Source organism: Sphingomonas baiyangensis, assembly GCF_005144715.1.
In the GTDB taxonomy this organism is placed as follows: domain Bacteria; phylum Pseudomonadota; class Alphaproteobacteria; order Sphingomonadales; family Sphingomonadaceae; genus Sphingomonas; species Sphingomonas baiyangensis.
Map to the genome: position 1 here is coordinate 977181 of NZ_SWKR01000002.1, position 21719 is coordinate 998899.

At 68.3% G+C, this 21719-nt stretch carries 23 protein-coding genes; 6 read left to right on the plus strand and 17 right to left on the minus strand.

Going from position 1 to position 21719, the window contains the following annotated elements; genetic code table 11:
* Positions 1-61 precede the first annotated feature (61 nt).
* The 5 genes from FBR43_RS07985 to FBR43_RS08005 all read left to right on the plus strand — a co-directional run bounded on the left by FBR43_RS07985 (position 62) and on the right by FBR43_RS08005 (position 5814).
* Positions 62-3244, plus strand: a complete 3183-nt coding sequence (locus tag FBR43_RS07985; RefSeq protein ID WP_249276503.1) for a YdbH domain-containing protein — start codon at positions 62-64, stop codon at positions 3242-3244.
* Positions 3241-3465, plus strand: coding sequence for a YnbE family lipoprotein (locus tag FBR43_RS16440; protein ID WP_249276504.1), 225 nt, complete (start codon positions 3241-3243; stop codon positions 3463-3465). Before FBR43_RS07985 ends, FBR43_RS16440 begins: the two co-directional genes overlap by 4 nt.
* A 20-nt stretch (positions 3466-3485) precedes the next feature.
* Entirely contained in the window at positions 3486-3842 is a 357-nt protein-coding gene (locus FBR43_RS07995; protein ID WP_249276505.1) for a YdbL family protein, read from the plus strand.
* Positions 3843-3910: 68 nt separating this feature from the next.
* On the plus strand, positions 3911-5380 hold the full coding sequence (locus FBR43_RS08000) for an ABC transporter substrate-binding protein (protein WP_136942658.1): 1470 nt from the start codon (positions 3911-3913) through the stop codon (positions 5378-5380).
* Between the two features lie 2 nt (positions 5381-5382).
* Positions 5383-5814 carry a DUF4112 domain-containing protein gene (locus FBR43_RS08005; protein WP_136942659.1) on the plus strand — a complete coding sequence of 144 codons (432 nt, stop codon included), beginning with the start codon at positions 5383-5385 and terminating at the stop codon, positions 5812-5814.
* Here FBR43_RS08005 and FBR43_RS08010 read toward each other — a convergent pair.
* The 3 genes from FBR43_RS08010 to nadC all read right to left on the minus strand — a co-directional run bounded on the left by FBR43_RS08010 (position 5811) and on the right by nadC (position 7861).
* Complete coding sequence (locus FBR43_RS08010) at positions 5811-6530, minus strand: ribonuclease T2 family protein (protein WP_136942660.1); 720 nt, start codon at positions 6528-6530, stop codon at positions 5811-5813. The two genes, FBR43_RS08005 and FBR43_RS08010, sit on opposite strands and share 4 nt — an antisense overlap.
* The gene (locus FBR43_RS08015; RefSeq protein WP_136942661.1) at positions 6527-6889 is read right to left on the minus strand and encodes a hypothetical protein; all 363 of its coding nucleotides are present in this window, start codon (positions 6887-6889) and stop codon (positions 6527-6529) included. Before FBR43_RS08015 ends, FBR43_RS08010 begins: the two co-directional genes overlap by 4 nt.
* 126 nt (positions 6890-7015) lie before the next feature.
* On the minus strand, positions 7016-7861 hold the full coding sequence (nadC, locus tag FBR43_RS08020) for a carboxylating nicotinate-nucleotide diphosphorylase (protein ID WP_136942662.1): 846 nt from the start codon (positions 7859-7861) through the stop codon (positions 7016-7018).
* Positions 7862-8103: 242 nt separating this feature from the next.
* On the opposite strand from nadC, the gene FBR43_RS08025 reads away from it, so the two are divergent.
* Positions 8104-10257, plus strand: a complete 2154-nt coding sequence (locus FBR43_RS08025; RefSeq protein WP_136942663.1) for a M10 family metallopeptidase C-terminal domain-containing protein — start codon at positions 8104-8106, stop codon at positions 10255-10257.
* Positions 10258-10326: 69 nt separating this feature from the next.
* Here the strand turns inward: FBR43_RS08025 and nadA are convergent, their stop codons facing one another.
* The 14 genes from nadA to leuC form a co-directional block, all read right to left on the minus strand.
* A complete protein-coding gene (nadA, locus tag FBR43_RS08030) occupies positions 10327-11337 on the minus strand; it encodes a quinolinate synthase NadA (RefSeq protein ID WP_136942664.1) in 1011 nt (336 codons plus the stop codon).
* A 56-nt stretch (positions 11338-11393) separates the two neighbouring features.
* Positions 11394-12149, minus strand: a complete 756-nt coding sequence (locus FBR43_RS08035) for a DUF4230 domain-containing protein (RefSeq protein WP_136942665.1) — start codon at positions 12147-12149, stop codon at positions 11394-11396.
* Entirely contained in the window at positions 12134-12991 is an 858-nt protein-coding gene (locus FBR43_RS08040; protein WP_136942666.1) for an MBL fold metallo-hydrolase, read from the minus strand. The genes FBR43_RS08035 and FBR43_RS08040 overlap by 16 nt, the downstream gene beginning before the upstream one ends.
* 145 nt (positions 12992-13136) lie before the next feature.
* Positions 13137-14765 carry a M56 family metallopeptidase gene (locus FBR43_RS08045; RefSeq protein ID WP_136942667.1) on the minus strand — a complete coding sequence of 543 codons (1629 nt, stop codon included), beginning with the start codon at positions 14763-14765 and terminating at the stop codon, positions 13137-13139.
* Positions 14762-15127: a BlaI/MecI/CopY family transcriptional regulator gene (locus FBR43_RS08050; protein ID WP_136942668.1), complete on the minus strand. Its 366-nt coding sequence runs from the start codon at positions 15125-15127 to the stop codon at positions 14762-14764. Before FBR43_RS08050 ends, FBR43_RS08045 begins: the two co-directional genes overlap by 4 nt.
* A gap of 243 nt (positions 15128-15370) precedes the next feature.
* Entirely contained in the window at positions 15371-16669 is a 1299-nt protein-coding gene (locus tag FBR43_RS08055; RefSeq protein ID WP_136942669.1) for a glycosyltransferase, read from the minus strand.
* Positions 16670-16698: 29 nt separating this feature from the next.
* Positions 16699-17031 carry a Grx4 family monothiol glutaredoxin gene (gene grxD, locus FBR43_RS08060; RefSeq protein ID WP_136942670.1) on the minus strand — a complete coding sequence of 111 codons (333 nt, stop codon included), beginning with the start codon at positions 17029-17031 and terminating at the stop codon, positions 16699-16701.
* Positions 17032-17035: 4 nt separating this feature from the next.
* Positions 17036-17272, minus strand: a complete 237-nt coding sequence (locus FBR43_RS08065) for a BolA family protein (RefSeq protein WP_136942671.1) — start codon at positions 17270-17272, stop codon at positions 17036-17038.
* A gap of 4 nt (positions 17273-17276) precedes the next feature.
* Positions 17277-17600 (minus strand): DUF1476 domain-containing protein, encoded by a 324-nt coding sequence (locus tag FBR43_RS08070; protein ID WP_136942672.1) that lies wholly within the window; start codon positions 17598-17600, stop codon positions 17277-17279.
* Between the two features lie 66 nt (positions 17601-17666).
* On the minus strand, positions 17667-18668 hold the full coding sequence (locus FBR43_RS08075; protein ID WP_169542547.1) for an NADPH:quinone oxidoreductase family protein: 1002 nt from the start codon (positions 18666-18668) through the stop codon (positions 17667-17669).
* Entirely contained in the window at positions 18631-19263 is a 633-nt protein-coding gene (gene leuD / locus FBR43_RS08080) for a 3-isopropylmalate dehydratase small subunit (protein ID WP_136942673.1), read from the minus strand. Before leuD ends, FBR43_RS08075 begins: the two co-directional genes overlap by 38 nt.
* Complete coding sequence (locus tag FBR43_RS08085) at positions 19263-20057, minus strand: N-acyl homoserine lactonase family protein (protein WP_136942674.1); 795 nt, start codon at positions 20055-20057, stop codon at positions 19263-19265. The genes leuD and FBR43_RS08085 overlap by 1 nt, the downstream gene beginning before the upstream one ends.
* Before the next feature lie 44 nt (positions 20058-20101).
* Complete coding sequence (locus FBR43_RS16550) at positions 20102-20236, minus strand: hypothetical protein (RefSeq protein WP_262708686.1); 135 nt, start codon at positions 20234-20236, stop codon at positions 20102-20104.
* Positions 20237-20271: 35 nt separating this feature from the next.
* The gene (gene leuC / locus FBR43_RS08090) at positions 20272-21708 is read right to left on the minus strand and encodes a 3-isopropylmalate dehydratase large subunit (protein WP_136942675.1); all 1437 of its coding nucleotides are present in this window, start codon (positions 21706-21708) and stop codon (positions 20272-20274) included.
* Positions 21709-21719 lie beyond the last annotated feature (11 nt).

The following is a 21719-nucleotide window of genomic DNA, read 5'->3' on the forward strand; positions in this document are numbered from 1 at the left end:
CCCCCTTGACCGCACCGCCTCGCGCCCGCAACGATCGCGGCAACGAGGAGTTGAGCGCGGCGTGACGGCGCACGAGGATCAGCAGGCGGGCGTCGCCCCGGCGCGGCGATGGTGGCGTCTGCTGCGCGTGCCGCGGCGCGGGCGCATCCCCTTTGCCATCGCGCTGGTGCTGCTCGCCGCGCTGATGGTGCTCTGGGTGCAACGCCGCCCCATCGCATCGGGCTTCATCGACGACGAACTGGCGCGTCGCGGCGTGCCCGCGCGCTACCGCGTCACCGAGATCGGCCTGTCCGAGCAGCGGCTCGAGAATGTCGTCATCGGGGATCCGGCGCGCCCCGATCTGGTCGCCGACTGGATCGTGGTACGCACCGAAGTGGGGCTGGGCAGCGCCACGGTGACGGCGATTGAGGCGGGCGCGGTGCGGCTGCGCGGACGGGTGGTCGACGGGCGGCTGGCGCTGGGAGCGATCGACCGGCTGCTGCCAGCACCTTCGGGCGCGCCGTTCGCGCTGCCCGATATCGCGCTGCGCGTCGCCGATGCGCGCATGCGGCTCGAGACGCCGCAGGGCATCATCGGCCTGAAGGCGAGCGGTGCCGGAAATCCTGCGAAGAATTTCGACGGTCGCATCGCCGCGATATCGGAACGGATCGAGGCCGGAGGCTGCGTCGTCGATCGCCTCGCTACGGCGATGGCGGTGGAGATCGACGAAGGCGCGCCCGCATTGCGCGGCCCGCTGCGCGCCGCCGCGATCGATTGTCCCGGCATGGCGCGCGCGCGCGCGATCGGCTCCGATCTGGTGCTGACGCTTGGCCCCGCGCTCGATCGCTGGGAGGGTCGCGCTGCGCTGTCGGTCGCGCGCGCCGGAGCATCGGGGGTCGGCGTCACCGGGCTTGGCGGCATGATCGATTTCGGCGGCGATGCGGCCGCGACGATGGGGCGCTTCGATCTGACGGCGCGCGGCATGGCGACGGGCCTGGCGCGCGCGACGGGCCTTGCGGCGTCGGGCCGCTACCGCTTCGGCAGCAGCGGCGCGCGCGTGGCGACACGGATGGAGGCCGACGCGCTGGCATTGGCACCCGCGAGCTTTGCCGCCGCGGCAACCCTGCCCGACGCCACGGCGGGCACGCCGGTGGCTCCGCTGGCCCGCCGCTTGGCCAATGCCGTTATCGCCGCGGGCCGGCGCGGACGCGCGAGCGCGGTGGCCGAGCTCGAGATGCGCGGCGCACAGGGCGTCGCGCGCGTGCGATCGCTCGACTATGCCGCGGCGTCGGGCGCGCGTGTGAGCCTTGCCGGCGGCGAAGGGCTGCGCTTCGGCTGGCCCGGTAATCGGCTGTGGATCGACACCGCGATCGAAACCGGCGGCGGCGGGCTGCCCGAAGCGCGGGTCGCGCTCGCGCAGGCGCGCCCCGATGCCGCGATCACCGGGCGCGCGACGATCGCGCCCTATCGCGCGAGCGACGCGATGCTTGCGCTCGCGCCCGTCACGTTCAGCGCCGCTGGCGACGGCACCACGTCGATACGGACACGCGCTGTCCTGAGCGGCCCGCTCCCCGGCGGTCGCGTCGACCGGCTGAGCGTGCCGATCGACGCGCGCTGGAACGCTGCGGGGCGCCTGCTGGTCAATCGCGACTGTGCGCCCGCGGCATTCGAGCGGCTAACGCTCTCGGCGCTGTCGCTAGGATCAACGCGCCTGCGTGCCTGCCCGCTGGGCGGTGCGATGCTGGCCTATGGCGATGGCGGCATCGAAGGCGGCATCGCGCTGCCGGCGCTGCGGACACAGGGATCGCTCGGCGGCTCGCCGCTTGCGCTTGGCGCGGCAAATCTCGCCTTCGCCCTGCGCGACCGCCGGGTGTCGGCCAGCGACGTGCGCGCACGGCTGGGCACGCCCGAGCGGCTGTCGCGGCTCGATATCGCGCGGCTCGACGGGCGGGTCGACGCGTCCGGGATCGCCGGCGATTTTGCCGGTGCCGCCGGCGCGATCGGCAATGTGCCATTGCTGCTGAGCGGCGGCGCCGGAGCGTGGCGGTTTGCCGACGCGACGCTGACGCTCGACGGTAGCGCGCTTGCCGTCGCCGATGCCGCCGAACAGCCGCGTTTCGCGCCGCTCGCCGCGGACGATTTCACGCTCACGCTGGCGGGCAACGCTGTCGACGCGCGCGCCACGCTGCGCGCGCCGGCGACGCAGACCGAGGTCGCCGATGTGACGATCACGCATGATCTGGGTGCCGGCGCGGGGCGCGCCGATCTCGTAGTCGACGGCATCACCTTCACCGAGGCGTTCCAGCCCGACGCGCTGACGCGTCTGACCTTTGGCGTCATCGCCGAGGTCGAGGGCACGATCGCCGGGCGCGGGCAGATACGCTGGAGCCCCGACGACGTCACGAGCGACGGCGTGTTCCGCACCGACGATATCGACCTTGCCGCCGCTTTCGGACCTGTTGAGGGGATCGCCGGCGAGATCCGCTTCACCGATCTGCTGGGGCTCGAGACCGCGCCGGGCCAGAGCGCCGCCATCGCGCTCGCCAATCCGGGCATTCCGGTCGAGAACGGTACGGTGCGCTACCGGCTGACCGGCGAGCAGCGCGTCGCGATCGAAGGCGGGCGGTGGCCGTTCGCGGGCGGCGCGCTGGTGCTCGAACCCACGCTGCTCGACTTCGGGCAGACGGTGCCGCGGCGCATGACCTTCCGCGTTGAAGGCGTCGATGCGGCGCAGTTCCTCCAGCAGTTCGACTTCGACAATCTGAGTGCCACGGGCACGTTCGACGGCGTGCTGCCGATGGTGTTCGACGAGGCCGGCGGCCGCATCGAGAATGGCCGCCTGGCGATGCGCGAGGGTGGCGGCACCATCGCCTATGTCGGCGAGGTGTCGCAGGAGAATCTGGGCACCTGGGGCAATATCGCCTTCCAGGCGCTCAAGTCGCTCGAATATGACCGGCTCGACATGACGATGAACGGGCCGCTTTCGGGCGAGATGGTCACCGCGATCCGCTTCGCCGGCGTCAGCCAAGGCGTCGGCGCCAAGCGCAACTTCATCATCGACCGGCTGGCGCGCCTGCCCTTCGTCTTCAACGTGACGATCAAGGCGCCTTTCCGGCAGCTGTTCGATTCGGTGCAGTCCTATTACGACCCGACCCGCCTGATCGAACGCAACCTGCCCGCGCTGCTCGAACAGCAGCAGCGCGACCGTCCGCCCCGGCCCCCTGCCCCGCCCGTTCAGCCTCCTGCAAGCGAGCCCAAGCCATGAAGCACACAGGATTGATGCGCCCCGTGAAAAACACGACCCTGCACCCCATATCGAGAGCGGCGGCGATCGGGGCGGCGATGCTGGCCGGCGGATGCATCAACGTCGATGCGCCCGACAAGCCGATCGTCATCAATCTGAACATCAACATCACCCAGGAGGTGGTGTATAGGCTGGATGGCGAGGCCAAGTCGCTCATTCAGCAGAATCCGGGGATTTTCTGACCATGCATATCGCGAAATGGATGATCGGGGCGGCGCTCATCGCCGGGATGGGCAGCGTGGGCCATGCCGCGCAGCGCGATCCCGTCTACGCCAACGCGCGTGCCGCCGGGCAGGTGGGCGAGCAGACCGACGGCTATCTCGGCACGATCGGTGCGGTCCCGGCCGAGGTGCGCGACATGGTGCGCGACATCAACATCCGCCGAAAGGCCGCCTATACGCGCCAAGCCGGCAACCAGTCGACGGTCGAGCAGTTCGCCTTCGTATCGGGCTGCAATCTGATCGCGCGGACCGAACCGGGCGAGATGTACCAGACGCCCGGCGGCGGTTGGCAGAAGCGCGGCGCATCGCCGCCCGAGCGCGACCCGCGCTGCATCTGACTTGATCGCAACGCCGCCCGTTCAGATACAGCGTGCGCCGGTCGCACTGCGCGCCTAGAACGCCAGCCATGCGGTTGCTGCTTTCGCTCGCGAGCCTTGGTCTGTTGCTGAACGGTTGCCAGCGACGCCCCGACGATGTGCCCGTGGTGGTCAGCGCGATCGGAACGCAGGCGCGCGTTATCGACCCTGCCCGCGACGCGATAGCACACCCCACGGCGGTGCTGCTCGATGCGGTGGCGCAAGGCCTGGTGCGCTTCGATGCCGCGGGCCAGGTCGAGCCGGGGCTCGCCGAACGCTGGATCGTCATCGACGACGGCACCAGCTACATCTTCCGCCTGCGCGAGGCGCAATGGCCCGACGGGCGGCCGATCCGCGCCGCCGAGGTCGTTGGCAGCCTGCGCCGCGCCGTCGCCCGCGCTTCGCGCATATCGCTGCGCCCGCATCTGGCTGTCATCGACGAGATCGTCGAGATGACGCCGCAGGTCATCGAGGTGCGGCTGTCGCGGCCACGCCCGGACCTGCTTACCCTGTTCGCCCAGCCTGAAATGGCGATCCTCGATCCGCGCGCGGGCGACGGCGGCACCGGGCCGTTCCGCATCGCCTCGGCGGACCCTGATGGCGGCACGTTGCTGCGTCCCATCGCCGATGCGAACGCGCCGGCCGACGAAGCGGCGGACGGGCCCGACCCCGAGCAGTTCGTCCGTCTCCACGCCGAACGTGCCGCGTTGGCGATCGCCCGCTTCGCCGCACGCCGCTCCGATCTGGTCAGCGGCGGCAGCTTTCTCGAGTGGCCGCTCATCGCCGAAGCGCGCGTCGCGCCTGCCAATCGCCGCATCGACCCTGCCGAGGGACTGTTCGGGCTCGCCGTCGTCGAGCGCGAGGGGTTTCTCGCGGCGGTGGAGAATCGCGAGGCGGTGGCCATGGCGATCGACCGCGGCGCGCTTACCGCTGCCTTTCTGCCCGAATGGCAGCCGCGTGACAGCATCCTGCCCGAAGCGCTCGACGCCGCCGGCCCGCCGGCTCGGCCTGGGTGGATCGCCTTCGACCTCGATGACCGGCGCACCGCCGCGGCGGTACGCGTCGCCGCGTGGCGCGCGGCCAATGGCGGCGCTGCCCCCCGTCTGCGCGTCGCGCTGCCCGACGGGCCCGGTGCCAACCTCTTATGGGGCCATATAGGCGCCGCGCTGCGCGCGATCGGTATCGAGGGCGAGCGCGTGGCACTCGATGCCGACGCCGATCTCCGGCTGGTCGATGCCGTGGCCCCCTATGACAGCGCGCGCTGGTATCTGGTGCGCGCCTGCCAGCCCTGCGCAGGCAATGCCGCCGCGCTGATTACCGCCGCTCGCGATGCCCGCACCACGCGCGAGCGCGCCGAATTGCTGACGCGCGCCGATGCCGCGCTTGCCGCCGACCACGCGTTCATCGCGCTCGCGCGGCCGTTGCGCTGGTCGCTCGTGGCCCTGCGGCTGCGGGCATGGCGCGAGAATGCGCGCGCATGGCACCCATTGAATCAGCTTCGACGCGATCCGACATCGTGACCATGGAGAAGCCCCGCCCGATCGACCGCAATATGTTCAGCCGCATGGGCGAAGGCCTGCCCGTGGGCAGCGATGCACGTTCAGTGCGCCGCCGCGTCGAGGCGCTCGAACATCTGCTCGAGCGGCTGTTCGTGGTGCCCGGACTGCCCAAGCCCATCGGCGCCGATACGCTGCTGGGGCTGCTGCCCGTGGGCGGCAGTTTCGTGGGCGCGGCCTTTGGCGCCTATATGGTGTGGGAAGCGCGCAATCTGGGCATGTCGAAGGCGCAGATGGCGCGGATGATGGGCAATGTCGGCGTCGACTGGCTGCTGGGGCTGATCCCGCTCGTCGGCATCATCCCCGACTATTTCTTCCGCTCGAACACGCGCAACCTGCGCATCATCCGCCGGCATCTCGACCGGCATCACCCCGAGAGCGTCACGATCGACGGCTAGCGCCCGCCGCGCCAGATCCTGAGCGGCAGATTGCCGGCGCGGCCGCGCTGGTGCGCGGAGCAGACACGCGCGGCGAAGCGCGTGTCGAGGCACAGCCAGACCTCTTCGAGCCAACCGTCGCGATCGGCGGTGATTCGCATCATCGCCGGCGTCGTGCCGAGGTTGGCGCGCGCGAAGGCCTGCGCGAACTGCGCGGTGGTGAGCCCGCGCCGCCGTGACAGCGCCTGCATGTCGGGATAGCGCAGCCGGCCGTACAGGCTCGACGCGCGGCGGAAATAATTGGCCGGCGTCAGGCCCATGCACGTGCCGTGCTTGGCGTATTCGTGCTGGAGCAGCTGGACCGAGGGCGTGGTGCACAGATTGGCGCGGATGACGCGTTCGGACAGCAGCGGCGCGGCGCGACAATATTGCGGCCAGCGATTCACCCCGTCGCCATCGGGCCAGAGCCCGTGCAGCGTGAAGCCGAAGCCGTTGCCCGCTCCGCACTGGAAGCGTGCGCCACCGCGTGCCGCATTGTCGCGGCAATATTGCGGGTTCCAGGTGAGCGCCAGCGTGTAGCCGCGCGTCGGCACCACGCGGCGCGGCTCGCGCGCGCTTGGCCCGTCGGGACGCGGGCGTTCGATCGTCGCGGGCACCGAGCAGCGATAGGCCTGCGCCAGTGCGGCTGACGGCATGATCGCCGCCACTGACGCTACGACGAGCGCGTGCGGCTTCATGCGAAAGTGTCCGCATCGTCGGCGCTGCCGAACCATGCAGCGGCGTCGGGCCGGAACAGGCACCAGATCGCAAGCACCTGCAACGCCGAATTGAGCGCGCCGAGCGCACCGAGCAGACCGGTGGGATAGCTGCCCGACAGGCCCGACAGCACGCCGAGGACGACCCCGATGACAACCAGTGCGGTGAGCACCCAGCGCGCGATGTTGCTGCCACGCCGCGCAACCAGATACCATAGTAGCAGCGAGACGCCGACGCTGAGGATGGTGCCGCCTACCAGCAGGGTCGAACTGATCGCGCGCAGACCCGCGTCGGCAGGAACCAGCGCCTCGATCATGCCCATGGCCAGCGCGGTGTTCACGACGCCAACGACGACTGAGGCGAGATATAACTGTTCGAAAAGGACAATCGACCGCGGCCGCATGGCGGATACCCCCTTGCCGTTGCATCACGATAGCGCGGCAGGCGGCGCGCGCAATCGGCCGCATCAGGCGATCAGCGCGAAATCCATGCCGATATCGGCGGCGGGTGCCGACTGCGTGAGGCGGCCGACGCTGACATAAGTGACGCCCGTCGCGGCGATCGCGCCGATCGTCTCGAGCGTCACGCCGCCCGATGCCTCGGTCGGCATGCGGCCCGCGACCAGCGCCACGGCCTCGCGCAGCATCGGTGGCGTCATGTTGTCGAGCAGCAGATGCGTGGCGCCGGCGGCGAGTGCGGGTTCGATCTGGTCGATGCGGTCGACCTCGAGAATGATGCGCGCGATCCCCGCGGCAACTGCGCGCCGCACAGCCGCCTCGACCGATCCGGCGACGGCGACGTGATTGTCCTTTATCATCGCGGCATCCCACAGCCCCATGCGATGATTGGTGGCGCCGCCCATGCGCGTGGCGTATTTCTCGAGCGCGCGCAGCCCCGGCAGCGTTTTGCGCGTGTCGAGCAGGATGGCGCCGGTGCCCGCCATCGCTTTGACATAGGCGCGCGTCATCGTGGCGATGCCCGAGAGATGCTGCAACGTGTTGAGCGCCGATCGCTCGGCGGTGAGCAGCGCGCGCGCATTGCCTTCGACGCGCATCAGATCGGTGCCGGCGGTCACTTGATCGCCATCGGCGACGAGCGGCGTGACGACCGCCTGCGGATCGAGCGCGTGGAAGAACGCCGCGGCCAGATCGAGCCCCGCGACCACGATCGCGTCACGACTGTCGAGCGTTGCGGTGAACCGCGCTTCGGAGGGAATTACCGCGTGCGAGGTGACGTCGATGCCAGGGCCGAGGTCTTCGGCTAGGGTCGAGGCGACGAAGGCATCGAGATTGAAATGATCGATCGGGAACATGGCGTCGGCACTATCGGCCGACTGTGTCGTAAACAATGCATTACACTAGAAAATGCCCCGCGGCGTCAGCAAGCGATTGACAGCCCCCCTCGCTTCGGGAAGCATCCCGGGTATCGATCGGTGGGGGCCGGTTACAAACGACTGTTTCGCAATCGATTTTCGATGGCGGTGAAGGGTCCTCCCGACCAGTTCAAGGACGTCTTCCAGGGGAAGGCGCGGGCAGTTTTTTGGGGAGTTTGGCTGTGAATCGTACCACTTTCGATATCGGCAATGCGCGTGTCTCGGGCATCGCCAATCCGTTCCGGCCGGTGGAGCCGGGCATGCATCCGCGCGGTTGCGGTTGCGGCCTGGCGCATGACGGCACCGGCAATGTCGATCCGCGCCTCGTGTCGATCGACGCCTCGGTCGATCCGCGCGCGGGCGAAACCGCCGACAATGGCAAGGAGATCTGGACCCCCGAAGACATCGCGTTCTATCTGAACCGGGCCGGCTACAGCTGGGTGCCCGGCGGGCGCAACACGCCGCAGCGCGGTGATACCGATGCGAACACGATCACCTTCGGCTTCTTCAACACGCAGGACGATCTGATCGGCCAGGGCTATACCTTCGAGTATTTTGGCCAGCCCTATGGCAGCGCCGAGTTCTTCAACTTCGCCTCGTTCAACGCCGAGCAGCGCGCGGCGACGCGAGAAGCGATGCGCTACTGGGACGATGTCGTCGGCGTGCGCTTCCTCGAGACGAGCTCAGCCAATGCCGACATCGCGCTCGGCAATCTGGCCAATGCGCCCGATACGCAGGCCTATGCCTATTATCCGCAGACCGTGCTTTACGGCATTCCTTCGGTCGATGCGCAGGTGCGCAATCTCGGCGGCGACGTGTGGGTGTCGGCAAGCCAGGCTTCGAATTTCCAGCTCAAGGTCGGTGGCTACGGGCTCAACACGCTGACGCACGAAGTCGGCCATGCTCTGGGCCTCGCGCATCCGGGCAACTATAATTTCGGCCCGGGCTTCGCGGTGAATTACGAGAACGGCGCCGAATATTTCCAGGATTCGCGCAACTACACGATCATGTCGTACTGGAACCCCAGCGCGATCGGCGCGGGCGACGTCGACTTCAACACGATGGCGCGCGCCTATGGCGGCACGCCGATGGTGCACGACATCCTCGCCGCGCAGCGCATCTACGGCGCCGACATGTCGACGCGGACCGGCAACACGACCTACGGATTCAACAGCAACGCCGGGCGTGACGCCTTCGACTTCACGATCAACAAGGCGCCGCTCATCGCCATCTGGGATGCCGGCGGCGTCGATACGCTCGATGCTTCGGGCTATGCGACCAACCAGCGGATCGATCTGACGCCGGGCTCGCTCAGCACCATCGGCGGCGTCACGATCGCGCAGGCGCAGGCGATGACGCTCGCACAGGTCAACGCCAACCGCGCCGACCTTGGCTATGGCGCCTTCACGCAGGCGCAGTTCGACAGCTTCAAGGCGAACGCGCTCGCCGATCCCGACTATTATCTCTACCTCAGCGACAATGTCGGCATCGCCTATGGCACGATCATCGAGAATGCCGTCGGCGGCAGCGGCAACGACGTGCTCGTCGCCAACAGCGTGGCCAACATGCTCGACGGCCGCGGCGGCTTCGACATCGTCAGCTACGAGTCGGCGACGATGGGCGTCACCGTCAATCTGCAGACGCGCCAGACCGCAGGCGGGGCCGGCGGCGACCGGCTGCTGTCGATCGAGGGCGTCTATGGCAGCGCGTTCGACGACACCATCACCGGCGACAACAACGACAACGTCATCTCGGGCGGCAGCGGCGGTCGTGATCGCCTGTTCGGCAATGGCGGCATCGACACGCTGACCTATTTCGACAGCCTGACGGGCGTTACGGTCAATATCGGCACCAACCAGACCGCCGGTGGCGCGCTCGGCGACATCATCAGCGGCTTCGAGAACCTCACGGGCTCGGACTTCGGTGACGTGCTTACCGGCTCGTTCTCGAACAACACGATCCTGGGCGGCGGCGGCAGCGACCGTCTCGACGGCGGCTTCGGCGACGACATCCTCGATGGCGGCGCGGGCAGCGACATTCTGACGGGCGGGGCCGGTCGCGATACCTTCACCTTCAGCGACGCCGATGGCAGCTATGATCGCATCACCGATTTCCAGTCGGTGGTCGACAAGATCGATCTGCGCGGCATCGATGCCAATGAAGGCACGGCGGGCGATCAGGCGTTCGCCTTCGTCGGCAGCGCGGCGTTCAACGGTACGGCGGGTCAGCTTCGCTACGCCAACGGACTGCTCCAGGGCGACATCGATGGCGACCGCGTGGCGGACTTCACGATCGAAGTGAACCGGCCGCTGACGATCAACGACCTGATCCTCTAAACAGGCTGAATGAGAAAGGGGCCGCGCGACGGGTGTCGCGCGGCCCCATTTTTTGGCTCCGGCGAAAGCTCAGTCGCCGCTGACGCGAAACGGTCCGAGATCTCCCAATCCGACCGTACCCGACGCCATCGACAGCATCCGGTCGAGCGAGGTCTTGGCCTTGAGCCGCATTCCCTCCTCGATCTCGATCCTCGGCTCGAGATCGCGCAGCGCGACATAGAGCTTCTCGATCGTGTTGAGCGCCATGTAGGGGCAGATGTTGCAGTTGCAGTTGCCGTCGGCCCCCGGCGCGCCGATGAAGCGCTTGTGCGGCACCGCCTTTTCCATCTGGTGGATGATGTGCGGTTCGGTGGCGACGATCAGCGTATCGCCGGGAAACGTCTCGGCGAACGCGAGGATGCCGCTGGTCGACCCGACATAATCGGCATGGTCGATCACGTGCGGCGGGCATTCGGGATGCGCCGCCACCGGCGCATCGGGATGCTGCGCCTTGAGTTTCAGCAACTCGGTCTCGCTGAACGCCTCGTGGACGATGCACACGCCGGGCCACAGCAGCATGTCGCGACCCATCTTGCGGTTGATATATCCGCCCAGATGCTTGTCGGGACCGAAGATGATCTTCTGGTCATGCGGTATCTGGCTGAGGATCTTCTCGGCGGAGGAAGAGGTCACGATGATGTCGCTGAGCGCCTTCACCTCGACCGAGCAATTGATGTAGGTGAGCGCGATGTGATCGGGATGCTGCGCGCGGAACGCCGCGAACTGATCGGGCGGGCAGCTGTCCTCGAGGCTGCACCCGGCGTCCATGTCGGGCAGTACGACGATCTTCTCGGGGCTGAGCACCTTGGCGGTCTCGGCCATGAAGCGCACGCCGCAGAACGCGATGACATCGGCGTCGGTGTCGGCGGCCTTGCGGCTGAGATCGAGGCTGTCGCCGACGAAATCGGCGAGGTCCTGGATTTCGGGCTTTTGATAGTAATGCGCGAGGATGACGGCGTTGCGCTCCTTGCGTAGCCGGTCGATCTCCGCGAGCAGATCGACGCCCGCCAGCGATCCGCCCATGCCGTTGCGTGCGTCCATGATGTTCGAAACCCCCGTGTTACCGGCTCGTCACATGGCAAGCGGCGGTCGCACGATCAAGGGCGCCGCGCGGCGCGCGCATCTTTGATCGCCTGGGCGGGCGACTTCGACACGTCCCAGCGCTCGCCCGAGCGGCGTCCCGGATCGCCGGGGAAGGTCACCAGCACGCGCGCATCGCCATAGCCGAGTGCCGCAAGCGGCGTCGCCATCAGCGCGCCTACTGCCTCGCGACCATGCTCGCGCGCCTGTGCAACGCGCTCGGGACTCATCGCCTCGCGCCGTGCCGCGCCCTGCGCATTTGCCGCGACGCGCCGCGCGAGCTGCTCGCTTGCCTCGCGCGTCACGATCAGCCCGGTGGTTTGCGCCAGCGTCTGGTCGCCCACGCGCACATTGGGCCGCGCGACCATCACGTCGGGCGCGTCGACGACGAGCGTGCGTGTTTCCGCCGACCATTGTACGTCGCCCGGCCCGATGCGTGAGACGTCGACAAAATAGTCGACCGAATAGGGCATCTTCACGAGCTGCTCGGACTTGAGCATGCCGAACCCGCGCACGTCGGTGGCGCGCGACTGCACGGTGCCCGACAATTCGGCGACCTTGAGGCTTGCCAGCCCCGCCAGCCGGGCAGTGACGATCTGCGTGACCGCCGGCCCGTCGGGCTGCGTTGGGTCGGCGGGCGTGACTTGGTATTGCTCGCGGTATCGCTCATAGGCGAGCCAGCCGACGAGCGCGATCACCGCAAGCGCTGCGGCGGCGATCAGCGCGCGCAGCGCCGGCGTGTCGATACGCCTATTGCCTATGCGGCGCGCCATGCGTCGCCCTCCTCCACGGCCAGACCGCGCTGCCGCAGGTCGATAAGATGCGCGAGTACCGATCGCTCGGCTGCCGGCCACATGCGCTGGTCGATCCCCGCATACATGCGCGCCACCATCGCCGGGACCGCCGCCACGTCGTCGCGCAGCAGCCGCAAGATCTGCCCTTCGCGCTGCTTGCGATGGCCGAGCAGCCCGCGCACCAGCCGACGCGGATTCTCGACGACATCGCCATGTGCGGGAAAATAGATGCGATCGTCCTCACGTTCGAACAGCTTCTGCAAGCTCGCCATATAGGCCGCCATGTCGCCATCGGGCGGCGAGACGATCGTCGTCGACCAGCCCATCACATGATCGCCGCTGAACAGCGCCCCGGCCTGCGGAAGCGCGAACGCCAGATGGTTCGAGGTGTGCCCCGGCGTGGCGACCGCCTCGAGCGTCCAGCCGTCGCCATCAATCCGCTCGCCATCGGCCAGCACGCGATCGGGCGCGTAACTATCGTCGAACGCGGCATCGGCACGCGGGCCGAGATCGTCGAGCGCGAGCGGCGCGCAGCCGACCACCGGCGCCTCGACGCGCTCGGCGAGACGGCGGGCGAGTGGGCTGTGATCGCGGTGCGTGTGCGTGACCATGATCGCCGCGACGGGCGTGTCGCCGATGGCGCGCAGCAACGCGGCAAGATGCGCGTCGTCGTCAGGCCCGGGATCGATGATTGCCAGCGTATCGCGCCCGACGAGATGCGTCTGCGTGCCGGTGCCGGTGAAGGGCGTGGCATTGGGTGCCAGCACCCGCCGGACCAGCGGATCGACCGACACCGCCACGCCATAGGGGGCATTGCTCATGTTGCTGACATGGCGGCTCGGCTGCGCAAGGACAAGGCTTACGCGCCGCTCCGGTCTAGCGAAAGCGGGGCCGGCGCGCACGAAGGAAAGCGCCGGCCCCGCTCGCACGTCCGCCGGCGATCCGGCGGACGCCCCTCCCCAGGGGTCAGTTGGCTTCGTCGTTCAGGCCCGCTAGCGCCTTGTCGAGCCCGGCCAGCGCCTCGCGCCGCTTGCCTTCGTCGAGATTGCGATCACGCTCGATCGCGCGGCGTGCCAAGTCGATGCTCCAGCGCGCCTGCGTCCGCCCGACGCGCGCTGATACCTCGGCCCGGCGTGCCGCACGCTCGGCGTCTGTGCGCGCCCGCTCGGCACTCTCGACCTGCCGGGTCACGCGATCGGTGCACAGGATGATGCGCTGGCGGCCGGCCCGCATCTGCGTTTCCTGCACCGGGCCGTCGCCGCCGCACGAGCGGCTGATGATCTCGGGCATCGTCGCCAGCGCGCGCTCGGCCTCGCCGCGTGCACGCCGCGCATCGACGCGCGCCTGGGCGATCGCGCGGCGTTCGGCGGCGGTGGGCGAACGGACTTCGACATTGCCGTCGACGCCATGCTCGCTGAAGCGATAGACCTGAACGTGGCGATCACCCTGCTCGCCGTTCTCGGCCGGCACCGGAGGCTCGGGGGGAAGCGGCGGCTCGGGGACCACGGGCACCTGCGGCTGGTCGGGCATCTGCGGCGGCATTGGCGCGTCGACGACCGGTATCGCCGGGGCAGTCGGCGCCACGCTTGGCAACGGCGGCAGCGGCGGAATGGGTGGCAGGCTGATCGCGTCGATGTCGAGGCCAGTGCGTTCGGCGACGTGCGCCTTCACCCGCTCGGCCGCCTGCGTGCCCGATGCTGTGAACCCGAGCCCGGCCAGCGCCAGCGATCCGATGGCGATCACGCCACCGCCGCGCTGCCATGCCGAGGGCTTCCGGTGCCTGGTCAACATACGCAACCTCCCTTTGACTTCGTTGATGGTGTGCAGGTGGCAGGCGGCCGATACCGCTCCGCCATGCGCCGATTTGACGATGGCGCGACCATAAGCGTGGCGCAGCGCCGGGTGACGGCCGCCCAGCACCAGCGCATCGCACGCCATTTCCTGATCGGCGCGGAAGGCGCGGAACGCGCGCCAGGCGACCGGATTGAACCAGTGCAGCCCCAGCATCACCAGCGCGGCCCAGTTCGCCAGCAGATCCCCGCGCGCATGGTGGCCAAGCTCGTGCGCCAGCGCCAGATCGCGCTCGAGATCGTCGTAGCGCTCGGCGAAATCGGCGGGAAAGGCGACGTACTTGCGCCAGATGCCAAACGCCAGCGGGCCATGCGCGGTGTCGCTCTCGATCATCGTGACCCGCCCGGCGGCAAGCTCGGTAACAATGCGAGCCTGTCGACGCAGCCGCGCGCAGAAACGCGAATGCGCGATGATATGATAGCCCAAGAAGGCGATGACGCCCACAAGCCAGAGCACCGCGGCCCAGACCGGCCAGCCCAGGCCCGACGCTGGCTCGACGGGCAGCATCGCAACGGGCTCGCCCAGAGAGATAACGATGTCTTCGGGCACGATCGCCAGCATCGGCTGCGCCGATGGACGCATTGTGGCAGGCAGCGGCGGCAGCACCATCCGCAGCAGCGGCAATGCCCATAGCGCATAGGCGACGCCGGGGCCGAAGGCGCGACGCACCGGATTGCGGAGCGCAAGGACCAGCAGCATCAGCAGCGTGGTGGCGATGAAGGTCTCGATGGCCCAGCCGATCATTGCTTCAACTCCTTCAGAAGCGCCTCGATCTCGGCGATGTCGTCATCGGTGAGCGCATCGCGCTCGGCGAGATGCGCCACCAGCGGCGTCAGCCGGCCGCCGAACAGCCGGTCGATCAGCTTCTGCGACTCGCCCGCGACATAATCCTCTCGCACCACCAGCGGGCGGTAGCGATAGCGGCGGCCGTCCTCCTCGTGCGCGATCGCCTTCTTGCCGAGCAGGCGACCCAGCAGCGTCTTGACGGTATTGACGCTCCAGTCGCGATCGGAAACGCGATCGGCGACTTCCTGCGCGGTGAGCGGGCTTTCGTCCCACAGGACTTCCATGACGGCATGCTCGGCGTCGCTAATTCGTTCGGTCATACACCCTCTCGTTCACAGGTGTAGTCGTACCGTTTACGAGCGTAGTCAAGCGCGAAGTTTTGGCCGTCGGATTAATTTACAAGCGCGGTGACGGCGCTCGCGACGTTAACCAGCGGGAAGCCCGCATTTAGGTCAGTCGGCCTAATTGGCACGAGCGGTGCAAAGATTGGTCCGCACCCCGAAGGCGCGGTCAGCGCTTCAAACTCCAGGGCGGGCGACAGGCTCTCGCAGCGGTCGCCCGCCCTACCCGGGGAGCGCTTCCGAAAATTGCGGCCTGCGCGAATGACATACGCCACGCCGCGCTAATCGCGCCGCAGCTACCCGCCGAGCAGCAGGATAAATCTCGCCGAAAAGACGCTCGAAGGTACGATCCCAGCCATAACGCCGCTCGACCATCGCGCGCGCGGAAGCGCCCATTTCCGCCGCTCCGCTCTGCCAGATGCGAACGACATTGGCGGCCATCGTCTCGACATCGTCGACCGGGCCGAGCAGCCCCAGCCCTGGCGGCACCCGATCGGGCATCGCCCCGCCCGCGACACCGACGACGGGAAGGCCGCTCGCCTGCGCCTCGAGCACCGAGATGCCGAACGTCTCGTCGGCCATGGCCGAGACGTAGATATCCGCCGAAGCGAGTGCGCGTGCCAGCTCTGCGCGCTCGCGCTCGAAGCCCGGAAAGGCGATGTCGAGCGATTCGGCCGCGGCCTGCGCCATCATCGCCTGCCGCAGCTTGCCGTCGCCGATCAGCACCATCGACGCATCGAGATCGCGAGGAAGCCGGCGGAACATCGCGAGCAGGCGGTCAGCGCGCTTCTCGTTGTCGATACGGCCGGCATAGACCAGCAGCGGTCCGCCGCCGCGCAATCCCAGCGATGCCCGGTATGCCGGATCGCGGCGCGCGGGGTGGAACAGCGTGGTGTCGACGCCGAGCGGCAGCACCGATTGCTGCGCGATGCCGCGCCGCGCGAGCGCCAGCCCTGCCTGTTCGCCAAGCGTATAGACCCAGTCGAATTCGCGATAGGTGATCTCGGCATAGCCGTAGGACAGCCAGCGAAACGCGCGACCAAGCGTATCGCCGAACTTGTCGGCGGCGACGCGGTAGACATGGGCGTTGGGAAAATCGGTACGATAGCCTGCTACAAGCGCGGTATCGGGAAAAGCGCGGCGGTGCCGGATCGCGGTCCACGGCAACACCCACGGGCACAGCGATTCGACGATGTCGGGACGGTAGCGCGCCAGCAGATCGCGCACGATGCCGGTGCGCAGGATAAAACGGTAATTGGGGCTGCCGCGCACCGGATCAGCACCGACCTCGGCGAAGATATGCCGACCGTTTACGGTCACGCGGTCCTGCGCGCCGGGGACGATCTGCAACAAATGGTGCGGCGTCGCGCGCAGCACGTAATCGCGCTTCTCGCGCAGATAGGTGCTGATGCCGCCGCCACCCTCGGGCGCCCAGCTCTGCGTCAGATCGCAGACGAGCAGCGGTCCGTCGGCACGCGCCACAAGACGGTCCGGGTCAAGCGCTCCGGCATTCTTGTGCATGATGTGAAGAGCCCTCGGCGCGCGTCGGCTCAGGCCGCCTGCACGACGCCCTTGTCGGCCATCAGCTGCTGCAATTCGCCGCTTTCGTACATCTCCATCATGATGTCCGAACCGCCGACGAACTCGCCCTTCACGTAGAGCTGCGGAATGGTGGGCCAGTCGCTGAAGCTCTTGATGCCCTGCCGCACGCCCTGGTCCTGCAACACGTCGACGCTCTGATAGTCGACATTGAGGTGCTGGAGAATGGCGACCGCGCGGCTCGAAAAGCCGCATTGCGGGAACAGCGGGCTGCCCTTCATGAACAGCACCACGTCGTTGGCGTCGACAAGGCCCTGCAGGCGGGCGTGAATGTCGTCGGTCATTCGGTCACTCCTTGGGTGTGGCGGTAGTGAGCTGGAGCGCGTGCAGCACGCCGCCCATCCGTCCGCCGAGCGCGGCGTATACCGCGCGCTGCTGCGCCACGCGCGACTGGCCGCGAAAGCTCTCGGCCACGACATGCGCCGCATAATGATCGCCGTCGCCGGCGAGATCGGTGATCGTCACTTCGGCATCGGGGATCGCTGTGCGGATCAGCGTCTCGATCTCGTCGGCGGCCATCGGCATCGCGTCAGGCCACGCCGATCAGCTGACGCCGCGCCTCGATCGTCTGCGCCTCGAGCGCGGCGCGCACCGCGGCTTCGTCGAGCTCGATACCTGCCGCGGTCAGATCGCTCAGTACCTTGCGGACGATGTCCTCGTCGCCGGCTTCCTCGAAATCGGCCTGGACGACGGCCTTGGCATAGGCGTCGGTTTCCTCGGGCGTCAGCTTCATCGCCGATGCAGCCCATTCGCCGAACAGCCGGTTGCGACGCGCAGTGATGCGGAACGCCAGCTCCTCGTCGCGCGCGAACTTGGTCTCGAACGCCCGTTCGCGATCGTCGAAGGTGGTCATGGCCGGCTATCCCCTTGCTGATGAGCAGCAAAGATAGGGGGCGCGAAACCGCGACGCAACGGGCCGCTACGGCGCGACGCGGACCACCGCCTTGCCGATGACCTGCCGCGCGGCCATTGCGGCGATCGCCTCCCCGCCGCGCTCGAAGGCGAAGGTCTGCGTCACGCGCGGCGCGATCCGCGCTTCCTCCCACAGCCGGAACAGCGTTTCGGCGTGCGCCGCATTGGCCTGCGGATCGCGCGCGGCGAAGGCACCCCAGAACACGCCGCACACATCGCAGCTCTTGAGCAGCGTCAGGTTGAGCGGCAGCCGCGGAATGCCCGCCGGGAAGCCCACCACCAGATAGCGGCCTTCCCAGCCGAGCGAGCGCAGCGCGGGCTCGGCATAATCGCCGCCGACCGGATCGTAGATCACGTCGAACCCCGCCTTTCCGCCCGCCGCCTTGAAGCGATCGGCGAGCGCTTTCGAGGCCTCCTTGTCGAACGGTGCCCGGTCATAGACGATGGTTTCGTCGGCACCCGCGGCACGCGCCGCCTCGGCCTTCTCCTTAGACGATACCGCCGCGACGACGCGCGCGCCGAACGCCTTGCCCAGTTCGACAGCGGCCAGGCCGACGCCACCCGCCGCGCCCAGCACCAGCAGCGACATCCCCTCGCCCAGCCGACCGCGATCGAGCAGCGCATGGATCGTCGTGGCGTAGGTGAGCATCAGCGCCGAGCCTTCCTCGAAGCTGCGGCCGTCGGGCAGGCGATGCAGCTTGACCGCATCGACCGCGACCTTCTCGGCTAGGCCGTTCCAGCCGGTCATCGCGATCACCCGATCGCCGACGGCCCAGCCAGTCACGCCCTCTCCCACCGTCTCGATCACGCCGGCGACCTCGCCGCCCGGCGCGAAGGGGCGCGGCGGCTTGAACTGGTATTTGTCCTCGATGATGAGCACGTCGGGATAGTTGATCGCGCAGGCGCGCACCGCGATCACCACCTGCCCCGCACCTGCGACCGGATCGGGCGCCTCGCTCAGTTCCAGAGTTTCAGGTCCGCCCGGCGCCTTCGACAGCAATGCCCGCATTCTGGCTCTCTCCCGCGATCCACGGCCGGGCGGCAAACGCCTCGGCTTCGTATTTCGAAATCGCGGTATCTCTTGCCAGTGTGATGCCGATCTCGTCCAGCCCCTCGATCAGGCACTGACGACGAAACGCGTCGAGGTGAAAGGCGAAGCGATCCTGATAGGGCGTGGTCACGCTCATGGTTTCGAGATCGACGGTGATCGCCACGCCCTCGTGCGCCACGTCGAGCAGGCGATCGATCGCCTCCTGCGGCAACACCACGGGCACGATGCCGTTCTTCACCGCATTGCCCGAGAAGATGTCCGAGAAGCTCGGCGCCAGCACGGCGCGCACGCCCATATCGGCCAGGGCCCAGGCGGCGTGCTCGCGGCTCGATCCGCAGCCGAAATTGTCGCCCGCGATCAACAGCGGGCTGCCGGCATGCTCGGGCGCGTCGAACACATTGCCCGGCTCGCGCCGCACCGCCTCGAAAGCGCCCTTGCCCAGCCCTTCGCGGCTGGTCGTCTTCAGCCAGTGCGCGGGGATGATGATGTCGGTATCGACATTCTTCGCACCCCATGGATAGGCGCGCCCCTCAATCCGCGAGACGGGTTCCATCAGTCGAGCATCTGCGGGAAGCGCGGCAATGCCGCCAGATCGCGCGGATCGTGCTGGATGACGACACGCGCCTTCAGGTTGGCGGCGATCGTCTCGAACCGGTCGTGGCTTGCCAGCGTGTCGGCACGGTCGGCGTTGAAGGTGGGCACGCCGCGCACGGCGCGGTTCTCGCGAAAATGATACTGGTCGCCGCTGACGAGCACCGCGCCGGCGTTGGGCAGGCGGACGAGCAACGCGCTATGGCCCGCGGTGTGGCCCGGCATCCGGAGCATCATCACGCTGCCGTCACCGAATATGTCGCGGTCGCCGCTGACGGGCGTGACGCGAGCGCCGTTCGTCAGCCACGGCGAGAAGGCTGCGCGCTGCGGATCGTCGGCGCCGAGACGCTGCACCGTCTCCCAGTCGCCAGCACCGATCAGCAACTCGGCGCCACCGAAGCTAGCGGTATCGCCGGTGTGGTCGGCATGGGCATGGCTGATGGCGACATGCGTGACATCAGCCGGCGCCAGCCCGAGTGCCTTCAGCCGATCGGCGATCGGCGCGACGAACGTCATGCGACCTTGCGAGCGCTCGGCCATCGCGCGCGAAATGCCGGTATCCCAGAGCAATACACCTTTGGGATGACGAACGACGAAGCAGCCGGCGGCGAACTCGCGCCGTTCGCCGACGAAGCGCATGGTGTCATTGAAGCGGCCTAGATCGGGCTGGACGATCCGGCCGCATTCGAAACCGGCGAGCCGCACGCCGGCCGTCGCCTGCGCCGAATCGAGCGCCGGTGCGTGACCGAGCAGCATTGGCGCGCAAGCGATGCGCGCCGCCCGGAGCCACGCCGCGCGCGTCACGCGGTATCGCGCACGGCTTCGGTGCGCACACCCGTGCCGGCCGAGCCGGGCCGCTTCGCCGACGCGGCATAGGCCGCCGCCAGGCCGCTCACCAGCGTCCCCGCCACCAACAAAACCAAAACGCGTCGCATACCCCAACCCCTTCCGGCATGATTGCCGGTCCCATTTACACGCTCACCAGATCGCGCACGTCGGTCAATCGTCCCGTCACTGCCGCGGCGGCGGCCATGGCAGGCGAAAGCAGGTGCGTGCGTGCCCCCGGACCCTGCCTTCCTACGAAATTGCGGTTGGAAGTGGAAGCGCATCGTTCGCCGGGCGGCACCTTGTCAGGGTTCATCGCCAGGCACATCGAACAGCCGGGCTCGCGCCACTCGAACCCCGCCTGCGTGAAGATGCGGTCGAGCCCCTCGGCCTCGGCCTGCCGCTTGACGAGACCCGAGCCCGGCACGACGAGTGCCTGCCGCACGCCATCGGCCACGCGCCGGCCGCGCACCACCGCGGCGGCGGCGCGCAGATCCTCGATGCGGCTGTTGGTGCAGCTGCCGATGAACACATGCTCGATGCCGATGTCCTGCATCGCCATGCCGGGCGCGAGCCCCATGTAATCGAGCGACTTGCGCGCCGCTTCCTGCTTCGAGGGGTCGGCGAAACTCTCGGGCTCGGGCACGCGGCCGGTGATCGGCACGACATCTTCGGGGCTCGTGCCCCAGGTGAGCGAGGGTGCGATCGCACTGCCGTCGATGGTCACGCGCCTGTCGTACTGCGCGCCGGCATCGGTAGGCAGCGTGCGCCACCAGGCGACGGCGCGCTCCCATGCCTCGCCCGTCGGGGCCATCGGCCGCCCCTTGAGATATGCGAATGTCGTGTCGTCGGGCGCGATCAGGCCCGCGCGCGCGCCGCCCTCGATCGACATGTTGCTGATCGTCAGCCGCCCTTCGACCGAAAGCGCACGAATGGCCTCGCCGGTATATTCGATGACATGGCCCGTGCCGCCGGCCGCGCCGATCCGCCCGATGATCGCGAGGATCACGTCCTTGGCCGATACCCCGAAGCCGAGCGTGCCGTCGACGCGCACTTCCATCGTCTTCGATTGCTGGAGGAGAAGCGTCTGCGTCGCCAGCACATGCTCGACCTCGCTCGTGCCGATGCCGAACGCCAGTGCCCCCAGCGCGCCATGCGCCGAGGTATGGCTGTCGCCGCAAACCAGCGTCGTGCCCGGCAGCGTGAAGCCCTGCTCGGGACCGACGACATGGACGATGCCCTGTTCGCTGGCGGTGGCGTCGATATAGCGGATGCCGAAATCGGCGGTGTTGCGCTCGAGCGCGGCGAGCTGCGCTGCACTTGCCGGATCGGCGATCGGCAAACGATGGCCAGCAGCGTCAAGCCGGGCGGTGGTTGGCAGATTGTGATCGGGAACCGCGAGCGTCAGCTCGGGCCGGCGCACCGGCCGGCCGTTAGCGCGGAGGCCATCGAAGGCTTGGGGGCTGGTGACTTCGTGCACCAGGTGACGATCGATATAGATCAGGCACGTGCCATCCTCACGCCGCTCGACGACGTGATCGGCCCAGATCTTCTCGTAAAGGGTAAGCGGTCGACTTGCCATGACGCCCGCGC

Excerpts from the sequence above, each read along its gene's own strand:
- FBR43_RS08000 (WP_136942658.1), top strand. The coding sequence starts at position 3,911 with ATGCGGTTGCTGCTTTCGCTCGCGAGCCTTGGTCTGTTGCTGAACGGT.
- FBR43_RS07995 (WP_249276505.1), top strand. The coding sequence starts at position 3,486 with ATGATCGGGGCGGCGCTCATCGCCGGGATGGGCAGCGTGGGCCATGCC.
- FBR43_RS08040 (WP_136942666.1), bottom strand. The coding sequence starts at position 12,991 with ATGAGCAATGCCCCCTATGGCGTGGCGGTGTCGGTCGATCCGCTGGTC.
- FBR43_RS16550 (WP_262708686.1), bottom strand. The coding sequence starts at position 20,236 with ATGCGACGCGTTTTGGTTTTGTTGGTGGCGGGGACGCTGGTGAGCGGC.
- FBR43_RS08085 (WP_136942674.1), bottom strand. The coding sequence starts at position 20,057 with ATGCTGCTCGGTCACGCACCGGCGCTCGATTCGGCGCAGGCGACGGCC.
- FBR43_RS08010 (WP_136942660.1), bottom strand. The coding sequence starts at position 6,530 with ATGAAGCCGCACGCGCTCGTCGTAGCGTCAGTGGCGGCGATCATGCCG.
- leuC (WP_136942675.1), bottom strand. The coding sequence starts at position 21,708 with ATGGCAAGTCGACCGCTTACCCTTTACGAGAAGATCTGGGCCGATCAC.
- leuD (WP_136942673.1), bottom strand. The coding sequence starts at position 19,263 with ATGGAACCCGTCTCGCGGATTGAGGGGCGCGCCTATCCATGGGGTGCG.
- FBR43_RS08075 (WP_169542547.1), bottom strand. The coding sequence starts at position 18,668 with ATGCGGGCATTGCTGTCGAAGGCGCCGGGCGGACCTGAAACTCTGGAA.
- FBR43_RS08055 (WP_136942669.1), bottom strand. The coding sequence starts at position 16,669 with ATGCACAAGAATGCCGGAGCGCTTGACCCGGACCGTCTTGTGGCGCGT.
- nadC (WP_136942662.1), bottom strand. The coding sequence starts at position 7,861 with ATGTTCCCGATCGATCATTTCAATCTCGATGCCTTCGTCGCCTCGACC.
- FBR43_RS08065 (WP_136942671.1), bottom strand. The coding sequence starts at position 17,272 with ATGCCGATGGCCGCCGACGAGATCGAGACGCTGATCCGCACAGCGATC.
- FBR43_RS08035 (WP_136942665.1), bottom strand. The coding sequence starts at position 12,149 with ATGGCGCGCCGCATAGGCAATAGGCGTATCGACACGCCGGCGCTGCGC.
- FBR43_RS08070 (WP_136942672.1), bottom strand. The coding sequence starts at position 17,600 with ATGACCACCTTCGACGATCGCGAACGGGCGTTCGAGACCAAGTTCGCG.
- FBR43_RS08005 (WP_136942659.1), top strand. The coding sequence starts at position 5,383 with ATGGAGAAGCCCCGCCCGATCGACCGCAATATGTTCAGCCGCATGGGC.
- grxD (WP_136942670.1), bottom strand. The coding sequence starts at position 17,031 with ATGACCGACGACATTCACGCCCGCCTGCAGGGCCTTGTCGACGCCAAC.
- FBR43_RS08050 (WP_136942668.1), bottom strand. The coding sequence starts at position 15,127 with ATGACCGAACGAATTAGCGACGCCGAGCATGCCGTCATGGAAGTCCTG.
- FBR43_RS16440 (WP_249276504.1), top strand. The coding sequence starts at position 3,241 with ATGAAGCACACAGGATTGATGCGCCCCGTGAAAAACACGACCCTGCAC.
- FBR43_RS08045 (WP_136942667.1), bottom strand. The coding sequence starts at position 14,765 with ATGATCGGCTGGGCCATCGAGACCTTCATCGCCACCACGCTGCTGATG.
- nadA (WP_136942664.1), bottom strand. The coding sequence starts at position 11,337 with ATGGACGCACGCAACGGCATGGGCGGATCGCTGGCGGGCGTCGATCTG.